Origin of the sequence: Paenibacillus sp. FSL R5-0341 (assembly GCF_037975235.1) — a bacterium.
GTDB lineage: Bacteria > Bacillota > Bacilli > Paenibacillales > Paenibacillaceae > Paenibacillus > Paenibacillus amylolyticus_A.
Genome location: NZ_CP150241.1, coordinates 5,389,188 through 5,404,557, shown reverse-complemented (window position 1 = coordinate 5,404,557; position 15,370 = coordinate 5,389,188). Strand labels below are relative to the sequence as shown.

Here is a 15,370-nt window from a genome sequence, read left to right as displayed (position 1 = left end):
TATTGTAACCTACATGTCCACAGGCCATATGTGTAAAATGTCACATACCAATTGTTCTTAATGTTACCACATAAAGCGTTATCATCAAATCAAAACCCTATAAACACTGGAGTTCACAGGTTCGACACGATTGTTGACGAATTGTGACGACAGGTGTAATATGGGTAACGTTAATTCAAATGGTTACAATTTATAACCTAAACACAGGTTGTGGAGAGAAGGAATGTTCCATGGTTGAATTCAGGTGCGCTATATAAACGGAGGCAAGGCGGGGAACACACCCACTTATTCCGTCTTTTGTCATGCTTGGATTTGAACATTTTGCAACATCATATACTATACTGCACAGATCACAGGAGGCACTCCAATGGATGCAATGACATTTGTCCTCTTCGGGGCAACAGGCGATTTAGCCAAACGCAAGATTTACCCTGCATTATATAACTTGTACATGGATCAGAAAATGCCGAAATCCTTCTCCGTAATCGGGTTGGGACGACGTGAATTGTCGGATACAGAATTCCAGGCGAATGTTGAAAAGTCACTGCATGAATTCTCACGTCAGACGCCGGAAGAAGCATCTCAGGTTCGTGATTTCATTGGCGCTTTCCGTTATTGTTCTTTAAATAATACGAAGCTTGAAGATTACACCAAACTATTGGAACTGGTTCAACAGCGTGAACAAGAGCTTAACATTCCCGAAAATCGCATGTTCTACATGTCGGTGGCACCGGAATTCTTTGAGCCAATCGCATTGAATATTCAGGAAAGTGGTCTGGGTAACACCAAAGGCTGGAAGAAACTGATTATCGAAAAACCGTTCGGACACGACCTGCAATCAGCTCGGGATCTAAACGAAAAACTGAGCAATACCTTTGCGGAAGAAGAGATCTATCGCATTGACCATTTCCTTGGTAAACCGATGGTTCAAAATATCGAGACGCTCACCTATGCAAATCCTGTGATTCAAGCGCTGTGGTCTAACCGCTATATCGCCAATGTACAGATTACGGCAAGCGAGACGGTGGGTGTTGAAGAACGTGCCGCGTATTACGACCAAAGCGGTGCCCTGCGAGACATGTTCCAAAACCATATGCTTCAGTTGCTGATGATGATTGGTTTGCATTTGCCAAAACGCTGCACACCGGAAGAGATTCAATTCAAAAAGCAAAAGATTGCTGAAGCGCTTCGTCCTTTGACAAAAGAAAACGTCGCTTCTGAAGTTGTTCGTGCGCAATATGCTGCAGGCGAGTTGCAAGGTGCTTCGGTTGTTGGATATCTGGACGAGCCTGGCATCCCTGCTGGATCTCAGAACGAGACGTATGTTGCCGCGAGACTGTGGATCGATGATCCATTCTGGAGCGAGGTTCCATTTTACATCCGTACAGGTAAACGCCTGGCTGAAAAATCCACCCGAATCGTTGTTGAATTCAAGGCTCCACTGAAGACAGGTCATGAATCTGAAAATACAACGGAACCTAACCTGCTGACGATTGAGATTGGTCCAGGAGAAAGCATCTCGCTTCAATTAAATGCGAAGAATCCATTGAACCATGGTGAAGTGGAACCGATGCATATGACCTTCAACTCAGGTAAACGTAACATTCCTGAAGCTTACGAGAATCTGATCTTTGATGCGATGCGTGGAGATTCCACCTTCTTCGCTCACTGGAACGAAGTGGAGCTGGCATGGCAATGGGTGCAACCTATTCAGGAAGCATTCGAAGCGGGCAGCGTGCCACTGGATACGTACAGCGCAGGTTCGCATGGACCAGAGTCAGCAGATCGCCTGACAGCAGAGAACGGCTACCGTTGGTGGTAAGTGTACCGAAAAAGTAAGCACAAGAAAAAAGAACGGTACAATCCGTTCTGCTCACAATTGAACATTTTGAACAAACAAAATTGCGACTTCCAAGTCAGCAGGATATAGAAGGAAATGTTTTATTTCCCTAGAGCTGCTTGTACTCGTAAGCGAGTTTGGATTGAATGATGCAAAATGCTGATATATACAGTATCAATTATGAATTATACCGTTCCAATTTTGCATAAGCCCTTCCGGTTATGATTACCAGAAGGCCGTGAAAATTTTTGAATATAGATTAGTGGTTCAGTTTTAAAATGGGTTGGCTTGAACGCTGAGAATGTAGTGTAGGGGACGAAATCGATTCTGAAGAAGCAAAGCGTTCGCCTTTATCCCCGGATTTTCTCCTAATATAGGAGATTCAAAAAATCTGGGGATAACAGCGATCAAAAGAACGATTCGTGACCGGAACGGTTACTTCTCCAAACGTTAAGCACTTATTTTTAATTTTGAACGCAAATGAAAATTAAACATTGTTCATAACAGGAGGATTTTGAAATGAAACTTGGACTTGTCGGATTAGGAAAAATGGGATTGAACTTGGGTAGAAACCTGATTGATCACAAACACGAAGTGGTTGCTTTTGACCTGAACGCTGAAGCAGTAAAAGAAATGAAAGAATACGGCGCTGAAGGCGTATCTTCTTACGCTGAGATGGTGGCTTCGCTCGAATCCCCACGTGTATTGTGGATCATGGTTCCTCACAACGTGGTAGACGCTGTATTGGCTGAAGTTAGTCCATTGCTTTCCAAAGGCGACATCATTATTGAAGCGGGTAACTCCCACTACAAAGAATCCATCCGTCGCTACGAAGAGATGAAAACTAAGGGCATTCACTACATGGATGCAGGTACATCTGGCGGTATGGAAGGCGCACGTAATGGCGCATGTTATATGATCGGTGGAGACCCGGAAGCTTGGGCAATCGTTGAACCGGTATTCAAAGACACTTCCGTAGAGAACGGCTACCTGTATGCAGGTAAAGCGGGCAGCGGTCATTTCCTCAAAATGGTTCACAATGGTATCGAGTACGGTATGATGGCATCCATCGGTGAAGGTTTTGACGTATTGGAGAAAAGTGGATTTGATTTCGACTTCGAACAAGTGGCTCGCGTATGGAACAACGGTTCCGTTATCCGCTCTTGGTTGATGGAGCTGACAGAACGTGCCTTCTCCAAAGATGCGAACCTTGATGAAATTAAAGGCGTAATGCACTCTTCTGGCGAAGGACGTTGGACGGTAGAAACGGCATTTGACCTTCAAACGGCTACACCAGTTATCGCTTTGTCCTTGCTGATGCGTTATCGTTCCCTGGAGACAGATACATTCACAGGTAAAGTGGTAGCAGCATTACGTAACGAATTTGGCGGTCACGCTGTAGAGAAAAATTAATTTTATATATAACTGTTAACATATGATGAACATCGGGTAATGACTTATATCGTGTTTATACGAATTCATCAAGTGGAGGTAACATATCATGAAATTTTTCTTGGATACAGGGAATGTGGAAGAAATCAAACGGATCGAACGTCTGGGTCTGGTGGATGGAGTCACGACCAACCCGTCTTTGATTGCCAAAGAAGGTCGCGTATTTAAAGAAGTCATTCAGGAGATCTGTGGCGTTGTTAAAGGCCCGGTCAGTGCTGAAGTTATCGGTCTTAAAGCCGAGGATATGTTGAAGGAAGCTTATGAGATTGCAGAATGGGCACCGAATGTAGTCATTAAATTGCCGATGACCGAAGATGGGTTATATGCTTGTCATGAGTTAACGCAAAAAGGGATCAAAACCAATGTAACGCTGATCTTCTCCGCAGCACAGGGCCTGATGGCGGCGAAAGCCGGTGCAACCTACATCAGTCCATTCGTTGGGCGCTTGGATGATATTGCGGTGGATGGTATGAAACTGATTCGTGATCTGCGTCTGATTCTGGACATGTATGATCTGCCTTCCGAGATTATCGCAGCAAGCATTCGCAATATCAAACATGTAGAGGATGCAGCCCTTTCCGGTGCGCACATTGCCACCATTCCGGGTTCGCTTCTGCCGACACTTTGGAAACATCCACTTACGGACAGCGGCATTGAACGTTTCCTGAAAGATTGGGAATCTGTTCCGAAATAAAAGGATAGACGTTGCCTGAGTTTTTTGGTGGTCTGAACATAATGCCTCTCGCCTTGCAGATTAATCTGCGGGCGGGAGGTTTTTTTATCTCTATTTTATGTAGTTTCCGATTTCCGGTTAGGTTAGCCAAAGAGGAGTACTTGTCCCTTTCATGTTGTTGTTACTTTCTGTCCAGTGTCCATGTACTGTCCTTCTTTTTCAGGACAACGGTGCATAAGGTTAACATATAGCCTATAGCTCATCCCGCAGGGGAGGGACACTTCGATGATGAGAAGAAGATGGCGAAGCCGGAGACGCCGTAAGCCGCCAAGCGGCAAGCGTAAAATGTGGTTGATCATTTTATTGGTGACAGCGTTTTGTTTAATGCAGGGTTTTGCCTATGTAGATAAGAAAATGAAGCCTCCTATTATGCACTTGGCCAAGATCAGAGTGAAGCAGATTGCGACCGAAGCGATCAACAAGGCGATTACAGCACAGGTGGCAGACGGCAAAACCAACGAAGGGCTGATTGACTGGAAGACGGATACCGCCGGGAAAGTGTCCGGTTTCATGCTGAACTACAATGAGCATATGCGAATCACCGCAAGTACGATGAATATCGTGCAATCCACGCTTCAGAATGTACACATGTTAAAAGAAAAGATACCGCTGGGGCAGGCGCTGGGCAGTCCGGTGATGGCTTCATTTGGCCCGAGTATACCGGTTCGTATTGAACCTCAAGGAGCTGTCAAAGTGGACCTGAACACCCGTCAGCAAAATGCAGGCATTAACATGATCTTGGTGGAAGTGTACATTCACATCATTGCTGAGGTCGCGGTCGTGGTGCCCTTCGATATGGAGCCCGAAACGGTTGATACGGAAATCCCGATTTCTTACCTTCTGGTTGTCGGGGATGTGCCCATGTATTATTACGATAATCAGGGCAAGCCGGTAGGCAGTAACGGCAGTAATGCACCGGCTATAGCGCTGCCATCAGGTCATACGGGTGTATCAAGCGGGAATGGAGTGACGACGAATCCCCCAAGCCAGAACCAGCAACAGGCGCCGTCAAACCATTTGCAAGAGGGCGAGCTTGAATTTGAGCCAGATTTGCCTGATATCAATGGCGGAGTGCAGCCTAATAAGGACGCGCAGCCGTGAATCACACCCATTTCTAGCTCATAGCAAAGAAAGGGACCTCTATTGAAGAGGTCCCTTTTTCGAATGGATATTGCACTCTAAGCCGAAGAGAATCCACTTAATTCCGCCAAATTATAGACTTGGATTGAATTAAGCGGTGTACTCCAAAGTGCTTCCACTTACTGAGTATATTCTCGACTCACTTGCTCTTATTCTTCTTCTGTTTGCGTTCATCTTGTTCCCAATGTTTCAGCTGTGGATAAGGGTCGAACGACCACTCGTGCAGTCCGCTGTCCCGGTAGATCCCATAGTGCAGATGCGGAGGGAATTTGCCCTGTGTCCCAGGTTTCCCGTAACCCGAACTGCCAACCCAACCTACGACCTGACCGGGAATAACCACTTCACCGATGCGTGCGCTCTTGTCAAAACCAGAGAGGTGGGCGTAATAGTGATAATGGTTGTTCAAATCCCGAATTCCGATGCGCCAGCCGCCAAACGGGTTCCAGCCTTTGATCTCCACGACCCCGTAACAGGTGCTGCGCACAGGTAGGCCATGCGGAGCGAAGATATCCGTTCCCTCATGAATGCGATAGCCACCCCAGCTTCGTTTGGTACCCCAGGTGCTGCGATAGGAGTAATTGGTTCCAAGTGGGACCGGAAAGGCATGTCCAAACAGATCCAGATTGTCAAAATGCTCATATAACTTCGCGAATTGCTGTATCCGTTGTACAGCACGGGAGTTGTGATAATATTCCCACAAGGCAATGTTGAAGTCTTCTTGCTTGTTCCCGTAACCCTGAATAACAGAAGCCATACTGTACAGCACATCCTGATCATTGTTAGCATCCGCTAAACCGTCTCCTGAACCATCACGCCCATATCCTTTGAAAAAAAGAATGGATTCCGGATGTTGATCCGTCTCATCCGGATTTAGCCATCCTCTCCAGGCCGGAGAGGTCATGAAGACACCTGTGAGCCGCTCCGGATGCTTGCGATCCTTCGGGTGTGCACGGGTAATCGTACGTTCATACTGATCAATGGCGGCCAGCCTGTACCAGGGAATCTGAGTCATCTGACCGATGCTCTCATATAAATGGCGACGTGCAGCGAAGATTTCTGCGGGCTTTAGCTCAGCTGCCTGTGGTTTGGGAGCGGCCTGGGCGGGTTCACCGTAAACTTCAACAGGCAAGAATGGGAGAAGCAGAGTACCTGCAAGTAATGTTTTGATCCAAAAGCGGTACGTGTGCCTGAAGGTCAAGCGTTGTTGCACTGGGAAGCAGCCCCTTTCCATTAAAATGATACAAGGTACCCGATGAACCAAGCTAAAGGTTAGCGTTCTTCAAAAGTTCTCATTTTATCCATGTCAGCACTTGGGATGAATCGAATGATGCAAATTGTCCATATCGGGCATGAATGCACAAGATGTGACAAATGGGAGTTTTTCCAACGCTTTCATGGTATAATATGTTCCGAGCAACAGCCTAACTTCAGTAGAAAGAAGGTTTATGCATTGGCTAAACGTGTTAAAGAACCGAAACCGGATTGGATTCGGATCAAATTGACAACCGGCGATAACTATCAGGAAATGAAAACGATGATGCGTTCCAAAACGCTGCATACGGTATGTGAGGAAGCACGGTGTCCGAATATTTATGAATGCTGGGCCAATCGAACGGCCACTTTTATGATTTTGGGCGACATATGCACAAGGGCATGCCGTTTTTGCGCGGTGAACACAGGCTTGCCAACGGAGCTTGATTTGCAGGAACCAGAACGTGTGGCGGAAGCAGCAGAGCAGATGAATCTGCAACACTGCGTAATTACAAGTGTAGCCCGTGACGACCTGAAGGACGGGGGAGCTACGATCTTTGCAGAGACGGTAAAGGCCGTACGGCGGCGGTTGCCATTGTGCAGCGTTGAAGTACTCATTCCAGATTTTCTGGGCGATCGGGAATCTTTGCAGATTGTAATGGATGCCAAACCGGACATTCTGAATCATAATATTGAGACGGTAGAGCGGTTGTCAGACAAAGTGCGCGCCAAGGCGAAATATAAACGTTCACTGGAATTACTTGCTCGTGCCAAAGAAATGCAACCTAACATCCCAACGAAATCAAGCATTATGCTTGGTGTAGGTGAGGAATATAATGAAATTTTATTGACGATGGATGATCTTCGTGCGGTGAACTGCGATATTATGACGATTGGTCAATATTTGCAGCCATCGGAGAAACATCTGTATGTTGAAAAGTATTATCCGCCAGAGGAGTTTGCTGCATTGAAACAGGAAGGATTAAAACGTGGGTTCAGCCACGTCGAGTCCGGTCCGATGGTACGCAGCTCCTACCATGCGCATGAACAGGTGAAATCGGCTACCAAACATGCTGAACAGGCGGCAACACACGCGTGATGGAGGAAACCGGATTGGAAGAAGAAAAAATCACAGAACAGATTCAGGACCAGCTTCAGGGACAGATCCAGGAGCCGGTTCAGGAATCGGTTGTTGAGTCAGTTGAGGAAAAGCCCAAAGAACCGGTCATTGTACAGATCGGCGGCAAAAATTATGAAATCGTCCAGAACCACAAAGAGGGCTGGAACCCAGAGGTCTTCCGTGATCGTTACAGTGAAGTGCTGGAGCGTTATGATTATATTATCGGGGACTGGGGTTATAGCCAGTTAAGGTTAAAAGGTTTTTACCGCGATAACCATCCAAAAGCGACGAAGGATTCCACGATTGCCAGTATTGTGGATTATATCAATGAATATTGTAACTTTGGCTGTGCGTACTTTGTGCTTCAGAAGAGCAAGGATCAGCCTCAAGCCAAAGCAAAAAGCGGTTCCTGAGAAGGACCGCTTTTTTTTGTGTTCGTATTTTAGTCAAGAAATGCCGTGCGAACCCGGTTCCAGAATGGATAAGGACGGAAACGCGCGAAACTGACCTTGTGGCTGGATACCTGACAACGGACGGAGATCAGATCCTCCACCATCACGTTCACATGATCAATCGTCATCAATAACCGCTGATCCTTGCGCGAGAAAATATCACAATGATGATGCTTGGGCAGAATAACCGGTGAACCAAGTGTCCGATAGACCCGGTTATTAATCGATGCAATCTCCGCAATCTGAATCGCCTCGATGGTTGGATGCACCATAGCACCGCCGAGGGCTTTGTTGTATGCCGTGCTGCCTGATGGCGTGGATACACAGATGCCATCCCCACGGAACATTTCAAATGTTACATCGTTAATATCGACCTGAGCCACGACGGTACCGTCTACACCTTTTAACGTAAATTCATTAAGGGCGATGTAAGAGGAATTCCCCGACTTTTTACGAATTTCAAGCTCCAAGAGTGGATATTGTACAATACGTGGTTTGAGACGCTCCGGATCTCCCTTGCCACTCATCAGCCGAACTAATTCCCGTAATTCTTCCTTCTTCCAATCGGCGTAAAAGCCGAGATGGCCTGTATGAACCCCAACAAAAGCAATATCCGGAATGCGGTCGATGAAATTGTGAAATGCCTGTAGCATCGTACCATCGCCCCCGATGGAGATGACAATCTCCGGCGATTCTGCATCCAGCTTGAACCCTTCTTCCTTCGCCAGCGCATGAAACTGCTGACTGAGATCAATCGATAACTGGTCTCCGCGGTCTTGAACATAGTATCTCAAGATGAAAGCTCCTTTGTGGTCATTATACTACCGATGATAATCAATTCCGCGGAAGAACACAACGTTTGGAAGCATATTCAGTGAAATATAGATGAATAGTGGTCTTATTTTTTCGCATGTCTTGGCAGGAGTAGAGAACTTAATATCGCTAAGATGAGCAACAACACGATGAGGCTTGCAAAAACAATCATTCCCGAGAGGAAGATCAGTCTCCAGTCCGGTGTATACGTCGATAATGATGGGATGAAACCAGGCTCCATGAGAACGGGGAAAGAAGAACGCCCCATCATGGGTGTCCACAACAGCAGGACTAATACAGGTGCGATTAACGCATGAATGGCTCTGGCAAATAGAAAGGGACCATATCTCATGGGGGTGTTGCTAAGGACACTCATAATCTGCGCATGTACGGATAATCCGCCCCAGGAGAGAACAAAGGCAGCAGCCGCTACCTTATAGACGAGAGGGATGGATGTCCCGGCACTCCCAGCCTCTTTGTTCCCCAGCGTTACTTCAAATAGCCCACCAACCAAGCTAGGAGATAAGGATGGAGGCAATCCGCTATGCCGTAGCAATTGCTCGGTAATCCCGTACAATCCGCCAAGCCAACCGGTCTGCACAAGTAACTCCATCATGACCGAGAAGAATACAACCAGCCCCCCTACGATAATAATAAGGCGAAGGGATGAGGAGACTGCCTGGCGCAACAGTTCACCAAATGCCCGTCCGTCAGCCTTTCTTGCTTCATGCATCGCATAGATGGCACGAACCAGTCTGTTTCGATGTATCTTCTCTGCTGGAGATGGAGAAGAGATGTCTGTCGGTGAGCCTTTCGCTGTACCCCCGTGGAAACGCATGAGCACACCCACCAGAAAAGCAGCAGCGTAATGGCTCGCAACCAATATTGGCGCAATGGCGACATTGTGGAAGAAGCCAACCGATACCGCTCCAATCATGAAGATTGGATCGGATGATGTGGTGAAGGCAACGAGCCGTTCTCCTTCTTCCCGGGTAACCAGCTTTTGTTCCCATAACTGGGCGGTCAGTTTAGCCCCTGTAGGATAACCGGATGCACAGCTTACGGCAAATACGAAACCACCGCTTCCCGGAACACGAAACAATGGACGCATTAATGGATTCAGCAAGGTGCCCAAAAAATGAACAATGCCGAAGCCGAGCAGCAGCTCGGACAGCACCAAAAAAGGAAAAAGGGAGGGAAACAGTACGTCCCACCAGATGGACAGTCCGCGTACACCTGCGTGCCAGGTTTCCGCTGGGAACAAGACCATTAACACACAAAGGAGCAGGAGAGCGAGTGTGACCAGGACATGGGTGAGTCGTTGTGGAGCAGCCATGAATTCCTCTCCTTTATTTTTTGGAATGGTCGGTGTGCAGTAGTCGGTGGCGCTTTTGCCATCAATATATGAAAAAAAGCGGACAAACAGTACAAAATTATAAGTAGAAAGCGCTTGCAAAAGTGGCTGTGTTTTTAAGTGATGTGTGCTAAAATGAGAAAAACGCCTGAACGTCACCTAATTGTCTCCAAGGTGGAATTCAATTCGGATGGAGTGATGATCATGAGTCTTGTCACCGGAATCCTGGTCTGTGCTTTTGTATATGTGATACGTGCCTCGCTGGTACGCTCTGAGGAAGAGGACTGGCGGAGTTATTAATGGAATATCTAGTGCGCAAACCTATGCGGTTGGCGCTTTTTTTGTCCTATGTTTTGAATAAGGTCCTATATACAGACGGCAGGTTATATGTCCTGTTGATTTCATGTTATATAGGACTTTTTGGTTTTTTTTGATAGAATGGAGATAAAGGCTTTTGTGGCCTGGATATTGTTACTGTTTTCACAATGTTCACGAAACGTGTAATATATGGCAAAATTCGACATCAGAAAGGGGAATCAGACGAATGAATCCCAGTTTGAGTATTTATGACAATCTTGGTGGTGAGAGAGGTGTTCGTGCACTGGTCGAGGCTTTCTATCCGATCGTTCAGCAGAATGAGCAACTGGCTCCACTTTTCCCGGAAAATATTCAGCCGGTCATCGACAAGCAGTATATGTTTTTGTCTCAATTTTTTGGAGGACCAGGGCTGTTCTCCGAGGCGTTTGGCCATCCGATGATGCGTGCCCGTCATATGCATTTTGAAGTGACGGTTGAACGGGCTGAGGCCTGGCTTGCATGTATGAACCAAGCGTTAACACAGATTGGTGTGGAAGAGCCCTTGCATTCGTTTATCCTGCAGCGTTTATCTGGGCCTGCGCACCATTTTGTAAATACACCGTAGTTCCGAATATGATTATAAGCGTACGGGAGAGGGATGGGGAACCGAGTGGAATTAGAGCCGCTGTATAAGGTGAAGGTAACGTGTCACTATTGTGAAACTGAGTATGACACCTCACGGGTAAGACCAAGCTTGAAAAGACCCTACCGGACGGATTCTGATTTTTGTGCGTACTACAAGCTGGAGAATCCAGATTTTTATGTGGTTCGCATCTGTCCGCAGTGCGGGTTTGCCTCGACGGAGAACGCAACGGAGCATTTAAATGATGCTCAGCGCAAGGCTTTCAAGGAACAGATCGGTAATCGCTGGGTCAAACGTGATTATAGCGGAGCACGGACACTGGACCAGGCGCTGGCTACGTACAAGCTTGCCTTGCTGTGCGCCCAGGTTATCCAGGAAAAAGACCGTGTCGTCGCTGGCCTGCTGCATCATATAGCCTGGTTGTATCGTTATATGGAGGACCATGCACAGGAACATCGTTTTCTTGAATTTAGCCTTGAAGCCTATGTGAAGGTGTTCGAACGTGAAGGAACAGGTGGCAATGAAGCCAAACTGTTGTATTTGCTCGGGGAATTGAATCGCAGGGTAGGCCGGTTCAATGAAGCAGTGCAATGGTTCGGCAAGGTCATACATGACAAGCGAATCACAGATGCGGCTATGATTCGTGCTTCAAGAGAACAGTGGGCGGTGCTGCGCGAACAGATGATTTCAGGCAAGATGGAACTCCCAGAAGAGATGCTGGAAGCAGAGAAAGAGGCTGCAAAGCGCAGCCCCCTCTAAGTCAACCTTGGATTTAAGACACACCCTAGTTACGGACAGGACGGCTGGATAACAGATAGTCACTGTCATTGTCGATCACGGTCATGCTGGCATTGCAGCAGGGAAAGACCAGTAGTTTCTTTTTGCCTTCGCGAATGAGCACAAGCTCTTTTGGTTTGAGGGGGAGCAGCACATTACTTGCATGACAGTACGGACATTGCTGTACATAGATATCCCCCATCACAATATCGTAAGGCCAGCTGTTTTCAAACGGAATCATTCTTTTTCGCCTTCTGTTGCAGAAGGTTTGGAAGCTTCTTGTTTGGCGAGTTCCGCAATCTTCTGCATCAGGATATGTTGGGGCATGTGCATCAGGTGCTCCAAAGGCACGCCCAAGGATTCTGCTAATTTGACGGCTGTATCAGCCGATACTTGTAAAGGTTTCATACGATTACCTCCTGAGAGTTGCTATAAGTATTTCTCTAGTATAGAGATACAGCACGCAGAAAACCAGTTTTTAATTCGATCCTAACTATCCAATTTATAGAGAGAGGTGCCTTATTAAATGAAAACGCCATTAAACCCAGTATGGGATCTGGAGTCCATTTTTAGTGGAGGTTCTTCCTCCGAATCATTTGCTGCGTATCTGATTGAACTGGAAGAGGATGTACGCAAACTGCAACATTTGTTGAATGAAACACCCGCACCGACTTCATTAGAAGAGACGGCTGCTTTTGATGCCATTTTGGAATTGCTGCAGAGCTGCTATATCCGCATTTCGGAAGGTTCTGCGTTTGTATCCTGTCTCTCATCACAAAACCAGAAAGACAAGAAGGCAACGCAGCTTCAGGGAGCCATCAGTTCTCTTGCTGCGATGCTGAACGGCAGTAAGTCGAAGTTCGATAATACACTTAGTCAGACATCGGATTCGGTGTGGGACGCGTGGATTGCTCGGGAAGATATTCAGCCGCTGGCATTTGTATTGAACGAGAGTCGCACGCTAGCTCGTGAGAAGCTTTCGCCGGAACTGGAAGGCCTTGCTTTGGATCTGGGAGTGGATGGGTACCATGGTTGGGGCAAATTCTATAATACGATTGTCAGCAAGGTGAACATTCCTTTTGAGCAAGATGGAGAAATGGTAATGCTGTCCGCAGGACAGGCTGCCAACAAGCTGAGTGATAGTGATCGGAATGTACGCGAGACGGTATTTGCAAACTGGGAGCAGGCTTGGACCGATGTCGAAGATTTCTGTGCAGACACGCTGAACCACCTCGCAGGATTCCGTCTGAAGTTGTATGAGAAACGTGGCTGGGATGATATCCTCAAAGAACCTCTAGCCATCAACCGGATGTCACGTCAGACACTGGATACGATGTGGAATGTGATTAACGGGGCTAAACCTGCGCTTGTTCAATATCTGGAGCGCAAGGCAGAACTGCTGGGGGTAGACAAGCTCAGCTGGAGCGACGTTGATGCACCTGTAGGCCAATCGAGTGGCAAGATCACTTACGATGAGGCAGCAATGACTATTGTTGAACAATTTGCCAAGTTCAGTCCTAAACTTTCTTCGTTTGCAGAGATGGCTTTTGAGAAACGCTGGATCGAAGCAGAAGACCGTCCTGGCAAGCGCCCAGGAGGATTCTGTACGTCTTTGCCACTTAGCAAAGCAACCCGGATTTTCATGACCTTCTCCGGGACGCCATCCAATGTGTCGACTCTTGCGCATGAACTTGGTCATGGATATCATCAACACATTATGGAAGAGTTGCCTGCATTGAATCAGCGCTATGCGATGAATGTGGCCGAGACAGCTTCCACGTTTGCTGAACTGATTGTAGCAGATGCCCTGGTACAGGCAGCAACAGATGAGCAAGAGAAGCTGGCGTTGTTGGAAGACAAGATACAGCGAAGTGTGGCATTCTTTATGAATATCCATGCCCGGTTCCTGTTTGAGAATCGTTTCTATGAGCAACGAAAAAAAGGATTGGTCAATGCGGATGAGTTATCCAAATTGATGGTGGAGGCACAGCAGGAAGCATTCTGCGGTGTACTTGCAACAGATCATCCGCATTTCTGGGCCTCCAAACTGCATTTCTACCTGACAGGTGTGCCATTCTATAACTTCCCATACACGTTTGGGTACATGTTCAGTGCGGGAATCTATGCGAGAGCACAGCAAGAAGGTACAGCATTTGCAGGTAAATATGATGACTTGTTGCGGGATACAGGACGTATGACGGTCGAAGAACTGGCCCAGAAACATTTGGGTACGGACCTGACACAACCGGATTTCTGGCAAAATGCTGCGGATTTGGTCATTGCCGATATTGAGCAGTTTTTGCAGATGACAGCAACTGAAAAATAGGTTGAAGATATATGAAATGGCTGCAATCGAGTGTTTAACAGACACTGGATTGCAGCTTTTTTTGTTCAGAATGTTCATTTTCAATTCTCGAATATTTTGTCGTAATTAAGTGAAAAAGCTCAGTTTAAGGAAGTGGAATGGCAATTAATTGTGCAAATTATAGTTAGAAATACCCAACTTTGCCGTTGTTTGTTGAATGAGCACATATGATGTCATATAATGAGTCGTAAGTCCTTGATGTATAGGACTATAAGCATATAAGGAGAGTGTTAATATGAAAATTGACGAGCTTTCATTAGCGAGACAGTTGGATCTGGTGTTCAAAGAGCTTGATCATGAGTTGTCGGGGTTAGACTCAGGGGTAGTTTTTGTGCAAATACGAAACAACGTAATTGGGAAATTTGGTATTCGACATAATCCGATAACCGGACGAAATGGACAGATGGATGTGGAGGAAGGGGGACTAAACGAAACCCAGAGAACTTCTTTCCGGGCAATGGCACTGGAGACGTTGAAATTCAAACGGAACTGGACGCATGGCGAAATATCGTACGACTTCACAGTAAGACAAGGTATGATTTTGGTGGATGCAACAATGGAGTCTAATTATAATATGGCGAGCCTGATGATTCGTTACCCTAGAACCAATACATACAAGGATTCAGGCATGGAGTCGACCTCCTAAGTACTTGCACAAGAGAAAGCGGCACTTCCGAAGAAGGCCGCTTGTACTTTGGAATCTGCTCAAATCAAGCAAAAATTACGAGCTTACGAACGACCCGATAATTGCTGCTCAGCGATTTGCACCAGACGTTTTGTGATGTATCCACCCAGAGAACCTGTCTCACGGGAAGTATAGTTACCGTAGTAACCATCTTGTGGAATAGTTACACCCAGCTCTTGTGCAGCTTCAATTTTCAATTGTTGCAATGCTGCAGTTGCTTGGGGAACGACCAGGTTGTTGGAGCGGCTACCGCTACCTTGGTTTTGACTTCCGTACATATGTGTCACCTCCTTATGGGTTGGTGATGTTAGTATGGTTAGAGAATACGGAAATATACATGATATGGCGTAAGGGAAAATATGGATGATTAATAGTAGACATGTCACATCAAAAAGCCGACCCAATGCGGGTCGGCAAGTTGTACAAGGATATTAAAATATAGAGTGAT

Annotated in this window: 17 protein-coding genes; 11 read left to right on the top strand and 6 right to left on the bottom strand. The window is 46.6% G+C overall.

The features are described from left to right. Positions 1-367: 367 nt before the first annotated feature. The 4 genes from zwf (at position 368) to yunB (ending at position 5,126) form a co-directional block, all read left to right on the top strand. Positions 368-1,822: a glucose-6-phosphate dehydrogenase gene (zwf, locus tag MKX75_RS24250; RefSeq protein ID WP_339167193.1), complete on the top strand. Its 1,455-nt coding sequence runs from the start codon at positions 368-370 to the stop codon at positions 1,820-1,822. Between the two features lie 537 nt (positions 1,823-2,359). Then, complete coding sequence (gene gnd, locus MKX75_RS24245; RefSeq protein WP_339167192.1) at positions 2,360-3,253, top strand: phosphogluconate dehydrogenase (NAD(+)-dependent, decarboxylating); 894 nt, start codon at positions 2,360-2,362, stop codon at positions 3,251-3,253. 88 nt (positions 3,254-3,341) lie between these two features. Beyond that, the gene (fsa, locus tag MKX75_RS24240; protein WP_036605718.1) at positions 3,342-3,986 is read left to right on the top strand and encodes a fructose-6-phosphate aldolase; all 645 of its coding nucleotides are present in this window, start codon (positions 3,342-3,344) and stop codon (positions 3,984-3,986) included. Between the two features lie 264 nt (positions 3,987-4,250). Continuing rightward, entirely contained in the window at positions 4,251-5,126 is an 876-nt protein-coding gene (yunB, locus tag MKX75_RS24235; protein WP_339167191.1) for a sporulation protein YunB, read from the top strand. Positions 5,127-5,304: 178 nt separating this feature from the next. Here the strand turns inward: yunB and MKX75_RS24230 are convergent, their stop codons facing one another. Beyond that, complete coding sequence (locus MKX75_RS24230) at positions 5,305-6,375, bottom strand: M23 family metallopeptidase (RefSeq protein WP_062838004.1); 1,071 nt, start codon at positions 6,373-6,375, stop codon at positions 5,305-5,307. A gap of 240 nt (positions 6,376-6,615) precedes the next feature. Between MKX75_RS24230 and lipA the strand changes: the two genes are divergently transcribed. Both lipA and MKX75_RS24220 read left to right on the top strand, forming a co-directional pair. Next, positions 6,616-7,515: a lipoyl synthase gene (gene lipA, locus MKX75_RS24225; protein WP_062838003.1), complete on the top strand. Its 900-nt coding sequence runs from the start codon at positions 6,616-6,618 to the stop codon at positions 7,513-7,515. Positions 7,516-7,529: 14 nt separating this feature from the next. Next, the gene (locus MKX75_RS24220; RefSeq protein WP_254847947.1) at positions 7,530-7,949 is read left to right on the top strand and encodes a YutD family protein; all 420 of its coding nucleotides are present in this window, start codon (positions 7,530-7,532) and stop codon (positions 7,947-7,949) included. Between the two features lie 29 nt (positions 7,950-7,978). Here the strand turns inward: MKX75_RS24220 and MKX75_RS24215 are convergent, their stop codons facing one another. Together MKX75_RS24215 and ylbJ are read right to left on the bottom strand one after the other, a co-directional pair. After that, the gene (locus MKX75_RS24215; protein ID WP_036673293.1) at positions 7,979-8,782 is read right to left on the bottom strand and encodes an NAD kinase; all 804 of its coding nucleotides are present in this window, start codon (positions 8,780-8,782) and stop codon (positions 7,979-7,981) included. A gap of 104 nt (positions 8,783-8,886) precedes the next feature. Beyond that, on the bottom strand, positions 8,887-10,137 hold the full coding sequence (ylbJ, locus tag MKX75_RS24210) for a sporulation integral membrane protein YlbJ (RefSeq protein ID WP_339167190.1): 1,251 nt from the start codon (positions 10,135-10,137) through the stop codon (positions 8,887-8,889). A gap of 153 nt (positions 10,138-10,290) precedes the next feature. On the opposite strand from ylbJ, the gene MKX75_RS24205 reads away from it, so the two are divergent. The 3 genes from MKX75_RS24205 (at position 10,291) to MKX75_RS24195 (ending at position 11,854) form a co-directional block, all read left to right on the top strand. Beyond that, the gene (locus MKX75_RS24205) at positions 10,291-10,455 is read left to right on the top strand and encodes a hypothetical protein (protein ID WP_155984997.1); all 165 of its coding nucleotides are present in this window, start codon (positions 10,291-10,293) and stop codon (positions 10,453-10,455) included. A 244-nt stretch (positions 10,456-10,699) separates the two neighbouring features. Next, entirely contained in the window at positions 10,700-11,077 is a 378-nt protein-coding gene (locus MKX75_RS24200; protein ID WP_339167189.1) for a globin, read from the top strand. A 45-nt stretch (positions 11,078-11,122) separates the two neighbouring features. Beyond that, positions 11,123-11,854: a DUF2225 domain-containing protein gene (locus tag MKX75_RS24195; protein ID WP_175623788.1), complete on the top strand. Its 732-nt coding sequence runs from the start codon at positions 11,123-11,125 to the stop codon at positions 11,852-11,854. 25 nt (positions 11,855-11,879) lie between these two features. On the opposite strand, the gene MKX75_RS24190 is transcribed toward MKX75_RS24195, so the two are convergent. Beyond that, entirely contained in the window at positions 11,880-12,113 is a 234-nt protein-coding gene (locus MKX75_RS24190) for a hypothetical protein (protein WP_062837999.1), read from the bottom strand. Continuing rightward, positions 12,110-12,280: a YycC family protein gene (locus MKX75_RS24185; protein WP_076333195.1), complete on the bottom strand. Its 171-nt coding sequence runs from the start codon at positions 12,278-12,280 to the stop codon at positions 12,110-12,112. The genes MKX75_RS24190 and MKX75_RS24185 overlap by 4 nt, the downstream gene beginning before the upstream one ends. Positions 12,281-12,398: 118 nt before the next feature. Between MKX75_RS24185 and MKX75_RS24180 the strand changes: the two genes are divergently transcribed. Together MKX75_RS24180 and MKX75_RS24175 are read left to right on the top strand one after the other, a co-directional pair. Next, positions 12,399-14,198 (top strand): M3 family oligoendopeptidase, encoded by a 1,800-nt coding sequence (locus tag MKX75_RS24180; RefSeq protein WP_076333194.1) that lies wholly within the window; start codon positions 12,399-12,401, stop codon positions 14,196-14,198. Positions 14,199-14,472: 274 nt separating this feature from the next. Further along, positions 14,473-14,883 carry a hypothetical protein gene (locus tag MKX75_RS24175; protein WP_062837997.1) on the top strand — a complete coding sequence of 137 codons (411 nt, stop codon included), beginning with the start codon at positions 14,473-14,475 and terminating at the stop codon, positions 14,881-14,883. An 83-nt stretch (positions 14,884-14,966) separates the two neighbouring features. Here MKX75_RS24175 and MKX75_RS24170 read toward each other — a convergent pair whose 3' ends face one another. Beyond that, the gene (locus tag MKX75_RS24170) at positions 14,967-15,200 is read right to left on the bottom strand and encodes an alpha/beta-type small acid-soluble spore protein (protein ID WP_047841310.1); all 234 of its coding nucleotides are present in this window, start codon (positions 15,198-15,200) and stop codon (positions 14,967-14,969) included. Positions 15,201-15,370: the final 170 nt, after the last annotated feature.